Raw genomic sequence first — 17,844 nt, forward strand, 5'->3', positions numbered from 1 at the left:
GGAAAAAATCCGTTAATACGGATTTTTTCCAATAATTTTAGTTAAGCTGAAGTATTAAAGCTTCCAGCCCTCGCGGTAGTTGCGTCTTACAAACTGATTGGCCTCCTCAAAATTGGTAACCCTCATGTTGTCTGCGTCCCAAAGCATTTCGATATAGCGCCCGGGATAATCATACCGCCCGTCTTCTCGTTCTTTACGAATATCAAATCCTCGTATGGCCAGATTGGCAATAAGCAGGGTTTCGGTAAGCGGACCGGCTACACTGAAAGGCGAACTCACTTCTTTCTTGCCATAGCCGGCAAGTGCGGCTTCAACCCATTGCCTGTAATGTCCTTCAGCTCCGCCCGGAACACGCTCGTACTTTTGAGCCACCTGAGTTTCTTCGGTTTTTGAAGTAGGTAAGAGCTGGGCATTTCTACCGTAGGTGCCGCACATCATTTTTCCTTTGGTTCCTATAATAAGCACACCATTTCCGCCATCACCAAAAACCTCATTAGGCCCCAGTTCTTCAGGACGGGTAGGTTGAATGCCGCCATCCATCCAGTGCAGTTTAATGTCTCCGGTAGTTTTGTCTGTTTTAGGGAAAGTCATGGTAACGTGACTGGAAGGCGGACAACTGTCGGGGAAATACCCGCGTTTGAATTCGTCTACATAGACGCTGCCCACGCTGCATTGTACGTTTTTAGGGTATTTAAGATTGAGTACGCGCACGGGAACTTCCACCAGGTGACAGCCCATATCGCCCAGGGCACCTGTGCCGTAATCCCACCAGCCGCGCCAGTTAAAGGGTACGAGCCCGTCAACATATTCTTTGTAAGGTGCAGTATTGAGCCAAAGATCCCAGTCGAGCTCTGCGGGGATTGTACCGGAGGTTTGCGGCCACGGGATTCCCTGCGGCCAAACGGGACGATCCGTCCAGCAATAAACTTCAGTCACGTCGCCAATAAGCCCCGCGTCAAACCACTCGCTCATCAGGCGGGTACCGTCATTAGAAGCCCCCTGATTTCCCATCTGGGTGACCACTTTGTATCGTTCTGCAGCCTCGGTAAGCGCACGTGCTTCATAAATATCGTGGGTAAGTGGTTTTTGAACATAGACGTGCTTGCCCAGTTGCATCGCAGCCATCGCCTGAACCGCGTGGCCGTGATCTGGAGTAGAGACCGATACTGCATCGATCTTATCAGCTTCTTTTTCGAGCATTTCCCGGTAGTCTTTATAATATTTTGCCTTTGGGAAACGGGCTCTGGAAGTTGCGGCTCTGCGATCATCTACATCACATAAAAAAGCGATTTCGGACAAACCGGAATCTGCAAAACTCTGTATATCGCTCTCACCTTTACCGCCTACACCAATGCCGGCTACCATAAGTTTATCGCTGGGTGCTGTAAAACCGACGCCTCCCAGAACGTGTCTGGGTACAATAGAAATGCCCAGAGAGGCGATTGAAGCTTTTTTGATGAAATCCCTGCGAGGTGCAGAATGTAGCGGAGTGTTGCGTTTCATGTGGTTTAAATTTTAAAGTGGTTATCGGTATTTCAGTAGCGGACGAAATCTGGCTATCCTTAAAAATACACTTGGATAATTCGTATTTCGGTAAAAATTAATGCATTTTTTTGGTATTTCAAGATGTTGAAGGTTTTTATACCCAAAGTATTCTAGCCAAACCCCCGCAATTATCCCGGTTTTTTTAGACGGAATCCATAACGGGAGCAGTGCTCTTAAACCAAAAAAAATCCTGCCGAAACCGACAGGATTTTTGAAAAAGATTTTTTGTTGAAAGGCTTAGAATCTAAAGCCCAGCGTAAAAATGACACGATCGCTTTCGTCGCTCAGGTAATAGCCAATATTTGCGGTGACGGCCTTAAACCCGTTCAGGAAGATCGAACCACCGTAACTGCTATGCCACTGGTCTGAAGAACCATCTTCTGTCCATACCCTACCGTAGTCGTAACCCAATGTTGCTCCCAGACGTAAAGGCACGTAGCTGGTACGCAAGTCAGCGATACCGGTACGTAAATCAATACTTTGATAGAAGCTGCTGTTTCCATTAAAGCGTTCATTACGGAAACCTCTCAGGCTGTTGTTACCACCCAGGGTGGCACCATGGAAAAACTCATAATCACCAAAGTTTACCTGACCTTCAACCTTTGTGGCCAGCACTGCAAAACCGCTGGAGTGTAACGGGAAGTCTATAGAGAACGAAGGATTGATATAGCTGAAGCTGTTGTTAAACTCGTCTTTCAAACTCGTTTTGTAACCTGCAGTCAGGTCAAACTGAAAACCTCTGCGTATGAATGCGATTTCACCGGTTTTGTTTTTATACTGAAAACGGGCTTCGCCACCGGCATAAAGCTGATTTCTGAATACATCATTATCGGGTGTAAACGCATCGGAGGTAACACTGTTCAATCGGTCCTCGACATCAAAGTTTTCCAGCAAGGGCCCCACGCTAAAAAAGATTCGGTCTTTAGCATATTTAAGGGCAGGGCGAATATTCCAAATGGCGATACGCACCCGGTTGAAATCGCGGCTTACCGCATCTTCATCATAAGTCGTATCGTTACCGGTACCAAAATAGTTGATCGCATAATTAGGACTGGTAATACGCGCATCGAGTTTAAAATTCCAATTGTAAAACGCGTGTGCAAACTCTCCCGAATAATCTAAAGATAAGCCACTGGTTGCTGAATAAAAGGCAGCGGTAAGGGTTTGCTGCGTTTTAAACGGATTGTTTGCCAGGCCGTAGGTCGTGTAGGTATCGCGTAAACCTATTTTAAAACCGGCATCAGGGTCAAAACCAATACTTGGGAATACCGTATTGGCGCTAAGCTTTCGGTTTGCATCATTATAGGTATTGATGTCGTAACTGTCTACCAGCCATTTGCTGGAAGCCGGATTGGTAAACGTGTTTTTCTTGCTTTTATAGTCATAGGCCTTTACGCGTCTGTTATTCTGAAAATCGTAGACGTCGTTGTTTTCACCACCCAGAATCTTCAGTGGGATGTAATCATCACCTTCACCTTCTACCACAAAAGTGTCTTCGTCATCCAGACCGTAAATCCAGATTTCTTTAGTGAGGTCTTTGGTATAGGTACGTTCAAAATCACGGCCGCCTTCAGTTTTTAGACTTATGGTCGTCGCTCCATCGGGCTTACGGGTAATGCGGAATTCATCTTTTTCTTCCGTACCCAAAATAATCTGATGGCTCATCAAATACTCATAATAGCGCTTCGCGATAGATTGCAGATTATCACGACGCAGTTTCAGGTTCTTTTTGATGTTTGTGATAGTCTCATCCTGTGTGGCTTCAGGCAGGGTTGCAAAGGCGGTTTCAATAGTCTCGTCGGTTAGATTTTCCTGAATGAAATCAACCTGTTTTTGCCAGTCTTCCCAGGTAATTTCCTTTAAGAACGCCTGATCAAGCGGATAGGCGTAGCGGCTCATCCATTTGACGCTGTTTACATCTTCATCGTATTTTTCCATTGAGCGGAAATCAATCATTCCCATTTTAAGAATGCTCAGGATAAGTCCGTCGTATTTGGGGAATGCCTGGTCGCGGTCGCGGCGTATGGTTTTATACATTTTGTTGCCGTCTTCCTGCTCGTATTCAGACCAGCGCCATTGATCGTAGTGGCGGTCGTAATCACCCACAACAAAGTCCATAAGACGTACTTTTAGGAAATTAGACTCATCAACCTGATGCTTTTTAGACTTGCGAATATTTGCCAGTAAATCTTTGGTACTGATAATGTCGTCCGGGTTGCCAAAACGCGCAAAAGATTTGTTTTCATCCCCGGCATGAGCTTCATACATATAGAGTTTATCTCCGTAATCTTCATTGTAAATGCCTAGCTGTTTTTGTTTGGGCAGGTAATAGATTTTAGGTTCGGCGTTGTAAATGTCGAGACTGTCAAAAATGGGATTTAGGGCGAAAGGCGCGTAGGGGTGTGCAGTGGTATAAAAATCCTGAACCACATCTTCTGCGATAGAGTTACGCATGATGTTTTCCACGTAATGATCGGTTATTTTAGACTGAATGAAGCGTACGGCACTTTTGCGGAGTTCGCGGGCCGTATACTCGTGCTCCTCGTCATCAATGAGTCTGATGGAGCGCGACTGGTTACCACCACCTTCAGAAATGGCGCGTACATTGCCGGGTAAAGTAGAAAGGTCTAAAACCGGAGCCTCGATCTCACGACTGTAAACCGGGCGGTAATGTTCTCCCCAAAAAAAGCGATACAAACCGTTTTTGTCTGTTTCCTCGGGTGTATAGATTGAAGTCTTAAAGGTGTCGCCAAAGTTTGAAATATCAGGATAGCTTACTTCGCTCAATTTGGTTTGCTGACGGCGAATGTCTTTTTCAAAAAGTTTTTCGGGCTTACCGTTGCCGGTAGCGAAGAATTCCACTTTTGAGCTACGGTCGTTATATACTGTAAGTCTGGCAAAACCATTGGTCTTGGAGGCAAACTGACCGTCTTTGGCATTCTTAACATTATCCAGTTTATCTGCCGCTGCACCGCTTATGATTTGCGGGATACCGTCATCTTCCACATACTGCAGGTTGCGGTCGCTGGCCGAAACAAAAACCACATCAGGAAAAAGTGTAGCCAAAGTTTCGATCGTTCCGGCAAGTTTTTGACGCTGCTGGCTGTAGTAATCCTGTTTGCTAAGACCACCAATGTTTTCGAAGAAATCCTGACGCGAACGCGTAAGCACCGAATGGTAGATGGCAACAATTACCGTTTTGTTTTGTTCGTCTTTAAGGTCGTCTTTAAACTTCGCGAAAAAGTCATCGCGGGTTTTGATGTCGCATTTGTTGTTGAGGTACAGATGATCATCCCAATCTTCGAGAAACCATTGTGAATCTATCATCAGCAACTCGACCTTATCCATATCCAGGTCTTCTATCTCCCGTACACAGCCGTCGTTTGGCCAAAATTTCACCTCACTGTTATCCTGTATAAAAGACTCCAGATCGTCAATATTTTCGTGCCCGTTTTTATTCCACTCGTTTTTTCCGGGCATAAAGATCAGGTTGCCGTTAAAGTCTTCAAGGGGTTGCAGCAGACTTGCTTTAAGTTGCTCTTCTACCTGCTTTCGGTCTTTATCTTTTGGCGGATAGCCTTTATCGGTGATGTTACCCAAAGCCACAAACGTCGCTTTCTCATCATTCTGAGACATGGCAGTGATGGCATTGAGCACTTCAAGCGAGGGGTTTTGAGTCTGTAAAGAGGTATTTCCGGTAAAATAGAACACCTGTTCTATGCTGCGATCCTGCGCCTGTGCCCCGCAAATAGGGAGAATCAGGAGCAAAATTGCCGTTAAATAAAAAGGTAGGGTTGTAGATGTAGTGATTTTCATATAGGATTTGCTTACAAGGGCTGAAAATATGTTAAAATCACGGAGAAGCCCGAGACTTTAACCCTCATATAACACAGCTTTAAAGAAGTGTTAAGAAATAGCTTTCGTATAAGCCGGTCTAAATTGCAGTTTGGGTATTTTAATTAATTATTATAAATAATTAATTTTCTTGTATTTAGCTGAGAATCAATTAAAGTCCTGATGCTGGTTATCAAACCAAAAAGCTTAATAATAGGCTAAAACTGTGCTAATAAAGTGTGAATTGGGAATACGGAATGCGTTCATTTATATTGTTAATAATAATTTTGTTGAAAATTCTTGTATTATGAAAACTTCAGCCAACAGCCATTTTTCCCAAAGCCTCAACACGCTTCTCAAACGATATAGTTTAAGTGAACACGAACTATTAAAATTGCGCACTATCGATGAATCGAAAATTGTGAGCCTGGCCTATACCGAAACCGGTGGGTTTGACATTCGCGATGGCGCGTTTTATTCGGAAGAACGCGAGATCAACTATAAGCTAAAGATAGATTACCTGATTAACGGAAGCGACCGTAAGCAAACTTTGATTTTGTTGCCCGTTAGTCCCGAAGAAGATATGTAGATCATCACCTCTTAAAGGAATTTTGATAAACCCGTTCAGTGCTGCTGAGAGGGTTTTTTTATGCGCTTTTGTTTTAAACACTCCAATTAAACAAAGTTATCAGAAGCTGATATAAGTCATCTTTTAAGACCTCATAAGCGTGCAATTTTGTCCTGTAGAATTAAAAGCAAAAGCTATGAGAACAAATACCAGAAAGGGTTGGGGCATGTTGATTTTCAGTGTCTTTTTTCTTGGGTTAACCTGTATACAGGCACAGACCTATGACTTAAAAGAAAAGGAGTCTGAATTGCGGGTTTTAGGAACCTCTAATATTCATGACTGGGAGCTGGAGGCAACTCGTATGAAAGGCAAAATGAGCCTGAAGCAAAGTGAGGGCCATCTGCAGGAAGTCTCAGATCTGTCGTTTAGCGTAAAATCGGAGTCGCTGTTAAGCGGCAAATCGGGGATGGACAAAAACACCTTTAAAGCTTTAAAAACAGAAGACCATCCAACAATTAGCTTTCAGTTAAAATCTGTAGAAGCGATAAAGGCCACACAATCGGGCGGATACCTATTACAGACAACCGGGGCGCTCACGATCGCAGGGGTTACCAAAGCGGTAGCTGTAGAATTTCAGGCAGAACTTACAGCAGATAGCATACGCCTTAGCGGCTCTAAAAAACTCAGGATGACCCAATTTGAAGTGGAGCCGCCAACCGCATTATTCGGAACGATCAAAACCGGAGATGACATTCAAATCGATTTTAAAGTTTCTTTTTTCAACACAATCAATTAAAAATCAATACTCATGAACAAGTCAATTACTTATTTAATAGCAGCCTTTTTTGGTCTTATTGCATCTTCCGTAGAGGCTCAGAGCAAGCGTGATCTCGACAATTTCAGACAGCCAGATCAGCGCGGCATCAATCAGTTTGAAGCACCTAAAGATACCGTGTCCGGTTTTTCAGGACTGTATGTGCGATTAGGCGGCGCATCAACCCTGCAGTTTCAGGCACTGGATCACGAAAACTCAGGTAATGCCGCTACACCTGCACTACAGGATATAGGCAGCAATTTCAACCTTGCTACCGCAAACCTCGATCTCGATGTGGTTTTATACGATGGGGTGCGTATGCACTTAAGAACCTATCTGTCTTCACAGCATCACACAGAAACCTATGTGAAAGGCGGGTATTTTCAAATCGATAAGCTTGATTTTATCAAAAAGGGCTTTATGGAAGAGCTGATGAATCATATGCGTATCAAAATTGGTCATATGGAAAACAACTATGGTGATGCGCATTTGCGACGTACCGATAATGCTATGGCGCTTTACAATCCGTTTGTGGGCAATTATTTGATGGATAGCTTTACGACCGAAGTAGGAGCCGAGGTGTATTACTTCGACAAAGGCTGGTTTGGAATGCTGGGTCTGACCAACGGGAAATTAAACCAGGCGGTTACCAATCCTGAAACAACCAGTCCGTCTTTCCTCGCCAAAGTAGGCTTTGATGATACCCTTGCCGAAGATTTACGGGTTAGGCTTACCGGGTCTGTGTACAAATCCAACCAGTCAAAAAGCATTTATCTGTACAGTGGTGACCGCTCCGGATCACGATATTACAATGTGATGATTGCCGAAGATGGTACGGGAGATGGTTTTCGTGCGGGTCGTATAAATCCCGATTTACGTTCTGAATTGACCAGTTTTATGATCAATCCCTTTCTGAAGTATAAAGGTTTGGAATTCTTCGGGGTCTATGAGAATGCAACCGGAAAAGCCCCGGGAGAGACCGATAACCGCAGCTGGAATCAATATTCAGGCGAATTGATTTACCGTTTTGGTGCTCAGGAAAAAATCTATCTGGGTGGGCGCTACAATTACGTTTCGGGAGAATTAGTGGGAGGAGCCGATGTCGATATCAGCCGGGTACAACTGGCCGCAGGCTGGTTTATGACTCAAAACATCCTGATGAAAGCCGAATATGTGGCTCAAAAATACACGGGTTATCCGGTAACCGATTTGCATAACGAAGCTCAGTTTGACGGCTTCATTCTGGAGGCTGTGATCAGCTTTTAATTCAAACTTTAATGTGCATTGGGATAGGTGTTGTTCTATCCCAATGCATTTTCAATTGGCACTATGAGAACAGGTTTAATTATTTTGTGGGTACTTGGTTTATTTAGCGGATACGCTCAAAAGGAGCCGCAGGGGCTTCTGATTACCGGGTTACAAAGCAGTGTCCTTAGCATTGAAGGCTCTACCAATGTAAATTGCTTTGAATGTACATTTGATAGTGCTTATTTGGAGCCTAAAACAAGCCTGACTTACGCCAAAAAAGCAAACCTGTATGTGCTTAGCAATGCCGTATTCCGGCTGGACCTGGCAGGTTTTGATTGCGGTGGAAAGGGAATAAATAAAGATTTTAGGGAGATGCTCAGGGCGGAAGCTTATCCTTCTGTTTTTTTAAATTTCACCCGGGTGTCGGTGTCTGAAACGGGTTATGAAGCCACGGTAATTATTTCCCTTGCAGGCAAGCAGCATACCTATACTGTTCCCATTGATTACGACCGGCAGGATTTAAGCCACGCAACGGGGAAACTTGAAATAAATGTTAAGGATTTTCAGCTTGAAAAACCCAGAAAACTGATGGGTCTCGTAGTCATAGACGATGTGATCAGCATCCATTTTGATATTGGCGGATCTGTAGCAGATTTTTAAAAGGAAGTCAACCTGAGCTTGGTGCGTGTTCGTTATTCTTCGAGCGTAATCTCCAGCAGGGTTGCCACGCCACCGGCAGCCTCGTTTGCGATAAACAAACGGCCTTCGGGACTAAAGGCGATTCCTTCCGGCTGTTCAAAATGATAGCGGTTGAGGTTGTGTAAGGCTTTTACTTTCCCACTTTGGGTAAGAATCAGGAGTTTTAGATTTCGCCCGTCTACCAGATAATAATCGCCGGTTTTAGGATGTATAGCCAGATCAGAAGGGTAGAAGTTGTTTTCTGCCTTTTTCTTTTGGATAGAATCAAGCGTTTTGGTCTTCATATCGATGTTAAACAAGGGATTTTCACCCATTGTTTTCGTTTCGGGTGATATGGCATATAATCCTTTGTAGCGGTCTTTTTTAAGTCCGCGATCTTTGGGTACCGTGACCAGCAAATCTGTTTTAGGATTGTAGGCTAAAGATTCCATATTGTTCTGGGCATCAAACGGCGTGTCAAACGGGGAGACGTCCAGGGTATCCAGCGTATAATCGGCAATTTCAAAAACGAGTCCGTCGCTGCGCATCACATAGGCCTGTTTGCCTTTGAGGGCAATGGCTTCATAATCTGCATCTTCCCCAAAGCGTACATCGTGGGTAATTTCTGAAGTAATTAAATTGAAATCGTAAATAACACCTTCTTCATCCTGAATGCAGGCGAGCGTAGAGTCATTTACCCAGGCAATACCGCTTACTTCATTAAGAATCTGCGGAAACTCCCAGGTTTTATGAATGGTATAGGTGGCTTTGGCAAGAACTTCCTCTTCTTCGCGCATCGATTTTTTATAAAAGAAAAAGGACAGTACGCCCGCAATAAGCATAACTCCTAAAATGATGTATAGCGAAAGATATTTCATAGAACCTTAGTTACAATTGGTTTTGAGTATCAAAGCTAAGGGCTGGCGGCTGTATTTAATGTGTTCTTAATTAAGTTTTAAGATTTAAGCAGCGGCTTTATTCAGGTTATCGCAACCCGATAGCTGTCAGGAGGCAATACTTGAGTCCTGATCGAGACTTTTATAGTTGCGTACAAATTTGCAGGGAATGCTGGTTAACCTGGAGATGTATTTGTAATTCATAAAATCGGGTTTTCGGTTAGAAACAATGATGATCCATTGAAAATGGCGCTCCATAGTTTCACGGTATTTCACCAAAAACAGAGGGTCTATAGAATAATCGGCTTCAACATCATTTGAAAGAAGTAGACCGATTTTAAGATTCCCATAAATTTCTGTTTTAAGCGTCTGGCATTGCGTAAATGCTCGGGCATCAAAATGATAACCTTCATTTATTTTTAATTTGATAAAATGGGGCTGAAAGTCTAAACGAAAATTACCAAGGTTTATAGTATTCATCAGTTTTTTGGAGAATGGAGTATTTTTGGCGGACGAAATTAATTAAAATCATTCTAAATAGTAGTTATTGTACTACATAATTATCATTTTTAACAAATTGGAGCGACGAAATCTTCATTTATAGCGATTTTTTAAGTGTTTAATCTTTTTGTTTTGATCCTTATTATCAGGAGGAACCATGCACTTTTAACGGCATCGGTTTAATAAATTATCGTTTTTTTAATTTCATATTATCTGGAGCCAACCTATATTGCCGCAAACAACCAAAACTTCTTTATGGCCTCAGGTTTTTTTGCATTATTAGACGATATCGCTGCATTGATGGATGATGTAGCCGTAATGAGTAAAGTAGCGGGTAAAAAGACCGCCGGAATTCTGGGAGACGATCTTGCCGTGAATGCCGAAAAAGCTTCGGGCTTTATGTCTGATCGTGAATTACCGGTTCTCTGGGCAATCACCAAAGGCTCGTTACTCAATAAAGTCATTATTCTGCCCATAGCCTTTTTGCTGAGTGCCTTTCTGCCCACGGCGATAACCGTGATTCTAATTTTGGGCGGACTCTATCTGGCTTATGAGGGTGCCGAAAAAATCTACGAATATCTGGTGCCTCACGAGAAGCACAATGCCGTTGAAGAGCTCGATAAAATGAGTGAAGAACAATTGATGGCCCGCGAAAAGGAGAAAGTAAAATCGGCTATTCTTACCGATTTTATTCTTTCGGTTGAGATCATCATTATCGCATTGGGGACGGTGGCTCAGGAGCCTATCACAACCCAAATAGGTGTGGTGACTGTTATCGCTCTGGTTGCTACGGTAGGTGTTTACGGGATTGTTGCATTGATTGTACGTATGGATGAATTTGGAGCCAAACTCATCAACCTGAACGACCGCGAAAATAGCTTTTCAGATAAAGTAGGTATGTTTCTGGTAAACGCCCTTCCCTGGGTAATTAAAAGCCTTGGGGTAATAGGAACCATCGCTTTAATGCTGGTTTCAGGCGGGATATTTGTACATAATCTGGAGTTCTTCCACCATTGGGAAGAAAGTCTTGGGCTTCCGGCAATTGTTTTTGAATTTTTGGCAGGTCTGGTAATAGGATTTTTGGTTTTACCGATAGTAAATGGTGCCAAAAAACTTTTCAAGGGCAAGAAGGCTTCTGCACACTAGAGTTCTTTCAGCTTTAGATCTTTAAAAATCACTCCCTGACCTTCGGCCTGTAGGCCAATATAACCGCTTTTTAAGGCTGTACCGTCGATTTTTAAGGCGGGGTCAAAACCGTTTGCGACCTCGCCGCCTAGTTGCGTTTGACTGTACCGAAGCACTTCTTTACCGTTTACTTTATGAATAATCAGCGAATCGCTGTAGACAATCAAATCGGCCTCAACCCAGGTATCCCAGGTGTAGGTCTCAGAGGTTGAATTGATACAGTGATCGTTTGATTTTTTGCCTTCATAATAGACATCGGTTCCCGGCGAACACATATTTCCGGTAGGTCTGGGTTTTCCGGGTTCGGCTTCTGCCAGCATCTGATATTCTACCGAAAGCGGCCAGTCCTGCTCTTTCAATATGGTTTCGGGTGCCTGACTGTGAAACATCACCCCGCTGTTGCGAAAGGTGTAGGAGGGGGCATCTTCCATCCACTCATCGGTAAAGCGGTATTTGAATTTCAGGTGAAACGATTCAAAAGCTTTCTCATAAAACAAATGCCCGTAGCGCTCATTGAAGCTGTCGTATTTATCATAAGCCACCACGATACTGCTGTCTTCAACCCTAAAGGTATCGGCATAATTATCACCGGTTTCATGATGGTAGAATTTTGGCGTCCAGCCCTCCAGATTGGTGCCGTTAAAGAGTGTGATCCATTCGGTTTCCCGGGGTTGCTCCTTGCAGGAATTGAATGCCAAAAGCAGGAGACCCGCGTATAGGATTTGTTTCATAGCTTTTCGTTGAGCTCTTAAAAGTATTTAATTTTTAGGTAAGCATATGGTATATATAAACATAAGGTCTATAATTTAGCGTAAAGCCTCTGTGATACGGGATGTTGGAATATCTAATCTACAGCGCGTAGTGATTTTAGAATAGGACTATTCCGATGAAAATTGATCATCGGGTCGGTCTATTTTGTTGAAGGTGATAGTAACTGTTTTTTTGCCCCATTCTTTTGCCGCTTCTTCATCAAGCCCCATATAAATATCAATTTTCTTCTCCCAGCGTCGGTTCATTTTATCTTTAACAATGTAGGTGCCTTCCAATCCTTCAATTTCTACTTCCTCATTGTAATCTAATCCTAAATGTATAAGATCCCGGGATACAGCAATAGCTTTTTCGCCGGGCTCTAACTGATCACCCCAGGCTGCCAGACCCGGATTGCCTTTTTTAGTCTGGTGTTCAACAGCATTGTAGGCGGTTGCCGTCACAGTAAGCGTAACTTTATTTTCAGGCTCTGCACAACTCCCAAATAGAATGAAAGCAGTAAGGAGAAGAAATATCTCCAATTTGGCAATTCGTGTTTTCGTTTTCATATACTTATAATATACAAAAAAAACAGACAAACTACTGATATCTAGCTATATGCTGGTTTGTTTCTGAGAAATTGAGCAGCACGCGTTGGCTTTGGTAATGATTCTGGAGTTTATCTGGTTAGGCTAAACATGTAAGCGAATTGAAGAATCCAATTTTAGAGATCAATCTTTTGATTCCTGCCGGGAACCGGAGCCTGACTTTTCTTTTTCAATGATTTGGTCAAAAAATGCATTGGCATAGCGTTCTTTAAGTGCTGCGTAGCGTTTTTTATCCTGATTTGCCTTTTCGGCCAGCTCATACTTCATTGCCTGATATGTTGTTCTGGCCCATTCATTTTTCCATAGAACATCACGTGTTAGGATATGCCTTTGCAAGGCTTCACTTTGAGCCTTGCAAACATATAAATGATGCGGAATGGAATCTAAAACAGGATGCCCGCCCTTTTTATCGCGTTTAAATACTTCCCGATTCTCAATTCCCTGATCTCCATTATGATAATACCCAATACTTGTGAGCCTGGCTTTTAAAAGTTTAAACTCAGATGCGTTTTTGTAGATGATATCAAGGTCTATAATGGGTTTTGAATCTAAATGGGGTACCGAAGTACTTCCTACGTGCTCGATGGGCAGATTTAGTCCGTTGAGACCATGTTCGATTTCCAGTTTTAAACTCTCGAACTGCTCAATCCATTGTGAGGTATATTTTTCGATTAACATATCGTCTTTCAGCTAAAACCGAATGGTTTAGTGGAACAATCAGGCTAGTTTGTATTTCGCAAATAGGAAATCATTTGTCTGTTATTTTGCAAAGCGCTTTCCCGTTTCCGGGGAATTTTGATTTTCGGTAATTAACGTTAAACGAAAGTCTTTTATCTTCTAAATAGCAACTTACCCGTCACCTAAACAAATATAAAAGATAAACCGGGCTTTAACCCAGGCGGTAAGCATTTCCAAAATAAATAGATTTCAACTGTTCAGGATGTTGATTTAAGCTTGTTTCAAATTTTGGTTCTAAATAGTTGAGTCATTTCTAGTTTTAAAACCCCTTTCATGTATCCTATTCAAAAGTATGTGTAACCCAATCTGGCAGTGAACAAGCCTGTAACTTTCTAAATTACACCCGTAAATGCGAGCGCTTTTTGGCTCCCGGGTTAACGTATATTTTTTTTAACCGATTTACGCAATCGATTTCTTAAAACCAATTAGAACCAGAATCGGGACCTTTTAAATCCCGATCATACTAAACTGAAACCAAAAAACTACTGCCATGAAAAAACACTACACCTATTTTTTATACCTGCTTTGTTGTCTGATGCTGTCAAACCTCAACGGGCAGGAAGTCAATGCTACGGTGCAAATCGATGCAGATGCCAGCTTTCAGACCGTTACGGGCTACGGCGGTTTTGTGTGCAGTCCGCAATTTGCCTACAACCACATGACCCCTGCTCAAATACGCCAGCTTTGGGGAGCAGACAGCGAACTGGGTTATAACATCATGCGGCTTTATATTCCCATAGGTCGTGACAACTGGCCGCAGTCTCTGGCCACTGCCCAGCTTGCGCAATCCCTGGGACTTATCATTTTTGCGAGCCCCTGGTCTATGCCGGCCGAGTGGAAAACAAACAACAACATAGCCGGTATCGTAACTGACGCAAATGGCAATGAGATTGAAGGTTTTCTCAAAGAAGAAAACTACGGGGATTATGCAGATTATCTCAATGATTACGTGCTGTATTTGCGGGATAACGGGGTAGAACTGGATGGCATTTCCTTGCAAAATGAACCCGATTATAAGGTGACTTACGCGGGTTGCTCCTGGACGCCGCAGCAAATGGCCAACTTTATACGGGATTACGGCAGCCGTATCGACTGTAAAATTATCGCCCCGGAGACGGTGGGGATTTCCACGCGCTATGCGCAGGCACTGGCAGCAGATGGGGTTAACCAACAATTCGACATTTTTGCAGGGCATCAGTATGGCGCGGTGGAGACCGAAGGGATTACCTTGCAGCGCAGTCAGGGGAAAGAGGCCTGGATGACCGAGTTTTTGATCAACTGGAACGCCGGCAGTCAGGCTCCGCGCGATTATAACTGGCAGCAGGACGCTTTTGATTTCGCCCGAAGCATCAACACAGCCATGCTGTCAAACGTAAGTGCATGGGTGCATTACGCTTCCAAACGCTATTATGGGATGATGGGTGATGGCGAGCGCGGTACCCAGGAAGGCGTGATTACCAAAAGGGGGTATATTCTGTCGCATTTTGCGAAATACACCACCGGTAAAAAGCGTATTGCCGCAACCTGGCTTGATGACAGCGGGCAGCTTGAAGGTTCGGCTTATATTTCTGAGGATGGAAACACCCTGACGCTGCATCTTATCAATGCTTCGGCCAACACCTATAATCTTACGGCAGACCTTCCGTTTTATACCCAAAGCGGTACCCGCGTGGTCACCACAACGTCTGAAAGTATGACCACTACCGAAGTTACCTATGATTCAGAACGTTTTCGCCCGCAAATTACCGTCGCGCCCAGCAGTTTTACCACCCTGGTCTTTGAAAAAAGCAGCGAGCGGCCCGAGTCGCAAATGACCGGAAGCCCCGTGTATTACAATCCCATAGAAAGCCAAAACCCCACGCAGGCAGCTTTTGGTACCGCTTATCAGCTGAGTGACCGTCAGAAGACCTTTAGCGTTAACAACCGCCTCATCAGCTCAAACACCGCATTGACTAATGGCTATCTGGCGCTTGATGACCGTTATACCAAACTGGTTTTTCAGGTGAAAAATGTGGTCTCTGCCAATCAATACAATTCAGACAACACCACCCTGCACTACGTCAACGCTGCGGGAGCTTTGAGTTCGCACAACTACGGGCGTATCAATATGCCCGCGACGGGTAATTTTCAATGGGAGTTCGATCTTTCACGGGCGGTGCTTACCGATGGAATCACGGGAATTTTAGGTATCAGCAATACCAATTACAGTTCGGTGCTGACCATTGATTTTGGAGCGGTTTATTTTTTACTGGGGAATGAAAAGGCCTATGCTTTTGAAGGGATTTACAGCAAGGAAGACAGCGATTTGCTCGAAGCGCTTTCCAATGCTGATTATACCGGGATCGATTTTACCCAGACCACGGCCATCCCTGAAACTACCGACTGGAAATCTCAGGCGGCAAATCCCAACCTGTTGTTTTACACTGTCGAAAGCAGTGGATTGGATCAGCCTAATGTAGTTAGCCGCACTCAGGCTTCGCAGCTGAAACTGGAAGGCAACGGAAACTTCCAGGTGCCCCAAGGCTTTACGGCTGCACAGGCCAGCTATACCCGGGATTTTAGCGGTTACGAACTGCTTATTTTACCTTTTGAAACTTCTATTCCCGAAGGTGCAGATTGCTATACGATAGAACCCGGAACCGATGAAATTGCGTGCAAGCTTATAACCGGAGACGTCATCCCGGCCAATATCCCGGTGCTGGTTTTAGGGACAGGCAGCTTCAGCTTTACGGGCAGTGGTGCGGTAAGCACTCCTAAAGCCAATACCACAAATAACCTGAACGCGGTTTATATTAAAACTCAGGCCATGGCAGGGGCTTATACCCTTGCTATGGAGAATGAAGACCCGGTTTTTAAAAGGGTCGCGAGCGGAACTCCGGAAACGGTAGATCCGTTTACGGCCTATCTTTCCGCATCCGCCGGTTATACGCTTGCCAGTTTACCGGTACGTTTCGATCAGCTGAGTGTCACTACTGTTAATGCTGCCGACTCTTTCAAGATTTACCCCAATCCTGCTAACGATGTGCTTCAGTTGCAACTTAATGAGGCAAATGCCTCGCAAGCCATCATCTACGATCTGAATGGGCGCAATGTGCTGGGGCCGGTTGATGTTTCGCAAAGCCGGGCTATCCCGGTATCTTCCTTAACTCCCGGCATATATTTGATTCGTGTTACCAGCGGGGAGCAGAGCAGCACGCTTCGGTTTATAAAGGGATAATTGCACGAAATAGAAATTAGTAAGCAGTCTCAGTTTGCTGTTAACAGTCATTTCGAAGGAGCCCTAAGCGACTGAGAAATCACATCAGGTTGGTTCAATATTCAAGGTTTAAAATTCAAAATTACATCGATCCCCAGCCTTTTCCTTCGAAGTAAGGGGGGAATTCTTAGTAAGTATAAAATTCATCCCTTGACTCCTTCCTTACAGTCGGAGGGAGGTTAGGAGGGATGTTCCCCTGCAGGACTCATCACTCTGCATTCAGCATTCTGAATTGGTGAAGCAGTCTCAGTTTGTTGTTAGCAGTCATTTCGAAGAAGCCCTGAGCGACTGAGAAATCACATCAGGTTGGTTCAATATTCAAGCTTTAAAATTCAAAATTATATCCATCCCCAGCCTTTTCCTTTGATTAGATGCTCCTTTGTCGCATCGCTCAGGGTAATTAAATACGAAATTAGAAATTAGAAATACGAAATAACTCATCACTTTGAACTCTGCACTCCGCATTAGTAAGCAGTCTCAGTGGGCAGTTTACCGGTAAGAGGTAAATGGTAAGAGGTGAGAAGTTGACCCTTCGATACGATGCTCCTTAGGTCGCGGCACTCCCTGTCCCGAAAATCAGAAATCAGAAATTAGAAACACAGAATAACTCATCACTCTGCATTCAGCATTACCAAAGCGTTGGCTGAGTGAATTTTGCGCAGCATAGCGCAGTGAAATTTGTATCGAAGCCAGAGCTTGTAGGTTGACCCTTCGATACTCCGCTTCTTTGGTCGCATCACTCAGGGTCCCGAAAATCAGAAATTAGAAATACGAAATCAGTAGGCAGTCACAGTTTGCTGTTAGCAGTCATTTCGAAGGAGCCCAAGCGACTGAGAAATCACATCTGATTGGTTCAAAATTTAAGAACATAGAACAGCCTGATAAATACGAAATTAGAAATACGAAATACAAAATAACTCAGCACTCTGCATTCAAAACCAGTAAGCAGTCTCAGTGGGCAGTTTACCGGTAAGAGGTAAATGGTAAGAGGTTAGAAGTTGTACGTCCCTGATATAGGTTGACCACTTAAACGTGATTAACAATGAAATCCAACGTACAAATCATCCAAAAGAGGCGTGTTTATTCTGAGAGTTTTAAGCGTCAGATCGTCGAAGATTTTGAATCCGGTAAGTATAGTGCTAGCCAACTATCGATGTTGCACAACATACCTTGTGTTAGTATTTACCGATGGATTTATAAATTTTCTAACTTTAATGAGAAAGGAT

14 protein-coding genes are annotated in these 17,844 nt (G+C 43.8%); 7 read left to right on the top strand and 7 right to left on the bottom strand.

Going from position 1 to position 17,844, the window contains the following annotated elements; all coding sequences use genetic code 11:
- Nucleotides 1–54 precede the first annotated feature (54 nt).
- Both LLW17_RS17860 and LLW17_RS17865 read right to left on the bottom strand, forming a co-directional pair.
- Nucleotides 55–1,503, bottom strand: a complete 1,449-nt coding sequence (locus LLW17_RS17860) for a Gfo/Idh/MocA family protein (protein WP_228231656.1) — start codon at nt 1,501–1,503, stop codon at nt 55–57.
- Between the two features lie 279 nt (nt 1,504–1,782).
- Nucleotides 1,783–5,361: a ShlB/FhaC/HecB family hemolysin secretion/activation protein gene (locus tag LLW17_RS17865; RefSeq protein WP_228231657.1), complete on the bottom strand. Its 3,579-nt coding sequence runs from the start codon at nt 5,359–5,361 to the stop codon at nt 1,783–1,785.
- Between the two features lie 325 nt (nt 5,362–5,686).
- On the opposite strand from LLW17_RS17865, the gene LLW17_RS17870 reads away from it, so the two are divergent.
- From LLW17_RS17870 to LLW17_RS17885, 4 genes are all read left to right on the top strand, one after another.
- On the top strand, nt 5,687–5,968 hold the full coding sequence (locus tag LLW17_RS17870) for a hypothetical protein (protein ID WP_228231658.1): 282 nt from the start codon (nt 5,687–5,689) through the stop codon (nt 5,966–5,968).
- 175 nt (nt 5,969–6,143) lie between these two features.
- Entirely contained in the window at nt 6,144–6,743 is a 600-nt protein-coding gene (locus LLW17_RS17875; protein ID WP_228231659.1) for a YceI family protein, read from the top strand.
- 12 nt (nt 6,744–6,755) lie between these two features.
- Nucleotides 6,756–8,027 (top strand): hypothetical protein, encoded by a 1,272-nt coding sequence (locus LLW17_RS17880; protein WP_228231660.1) that lies wholly within the window; start codon nt 6,756–6,758, stop codon nt 8,025–8,027.
- 63 nt (nt 8,028–8,090) lie between these two features.
- A complete protein-coding gene (locus LLW17_RS17885; RefSeq protein WP_228231661.1) occupies nt 8,091–8,669 on the top strand; it encodes a YceI family protein in 579 nt (192 codons plus the stop codon).
- A 32-nt stretch (nt 8,670–8,701) separates the two neighbouring features.
- Here the strand turns inward: LLW17_RS17885 and LLW17_RS17890 are convergent, their stop codons facing one another.
- Nucleotides 8,702–9,565: an SdiA-regulated domain-containing protein gene (locus LLW17_RS17890; protein WP_228231662.1), complete on the bottom strand. Its 864-nt coding sequence runs from the start codon at nt 9,563–9,565 to the stop codon at nt 8,702–8,704.
- Between the two features lie 126 nt (nt 9,566–9,691).
- Nucleotides 9,692–10,063 (bottom strand): hypothetical protein, encoded by a 372-nt coding sequence (locus LLW17_RS17895; protein ID WP_228231663.1) that lies wholly within the window; start codon nt 10,061–10,063, stop codon nt 9,692–9,694.
- Between the two features lie 276 nt (nt 10,064–10,339).
- On the opposite strand from LLW17_RS17895, the gene LLW17_RS17900 reads away from it, so the two are divergent.
- Nucleotides 10,340–11,230, top strand: a complete 891-nt coding sequence (locus LLW17_RS17900) for a DUF808 domain-containing protein (RefSeq protein WP_228231664.1) — start codon at nt 10,340–10,342, stop codon at nt 11,228–11,230.
- Here the strand turns inward: LLW17_RS17900 and LLW17_RS17905 are convergent.
- The 3 genes from LLW17_RS17905 to LLW17_RS17915 form a co-directional block, all read right to left on the bottom strand.
- Entirely contained in the window at nt 11,227–12,000 is a 774-nt protein-coding gene (locus LLW17_RS17905) for a 3-keto-disaccharide hydrolase (protein ID WP_228231665.1), read from the bottom strand. The genes LLW17_RS17900 and LLW17_RS17905 overlap by 4 nt on opposite strands.
- 147 nt (nt 12,001–12,147) lie before the next feature.
- A complete protein-coding gene (locus tag LLW17_RS17910) occupies nt 12,148–12,585 on the bottom strand; it encodes a 3D domain-containing protein (protein WP_228231666.1) in 438 nt (145 codons plus the stop codon).
- 162 nt (nt 12,586–12,747) lie between these two features.
- Nucleotides 12,748–13,302 (bottom strand): GrpB family protein, encoded by a 555-nt coding sequence (locus tag LLW17_RS17915; protein ID WP_228231667.1) that lies wholly within the window; start codon nt 13,300–13,302, stop codon nt 12,748–12,750.
- Between the two features lie 550 nt (nt 13,303–13,852).
- On the opposite strand from LLW17_RS17915, the gene LLW17_RS17920 reads away from it, so the two are divergent.
- Together LLW17_RS17920 and LLW17_RS17925 are read left to right on the top strand one after the other, a co-directional pair.
- Entirely contained in the window at nt 13,853–16,579 is a 2,727-nt protein-coding gene (locus LLW17_RS17920) for a T9SS type A sorting domain-containing protein (RefSeq protein WP_228231668.1), read from the top strand.
- 1,081 nt (nt 16,580–17,660) lie between these two features.
- Nucleotides 17,661–17,844: transposase (locus LLW17_RS17925; RefSeq protein WP_228228726.1), on the top strand; the 184-nt coding region annotated here is incomplete at its 3' end.

Origin of the sequence: Leeuwenhoekiella parthenopeia (assembly GCF_020782115.1) — a bacterium.
GTDB lineage: Bacteria > Bacteroidota > Bacteroidia > Flavobacteriales > Flavobacteriaceae > Leeuwenhoekiella > Leeuwenhoekiella parthenopeia.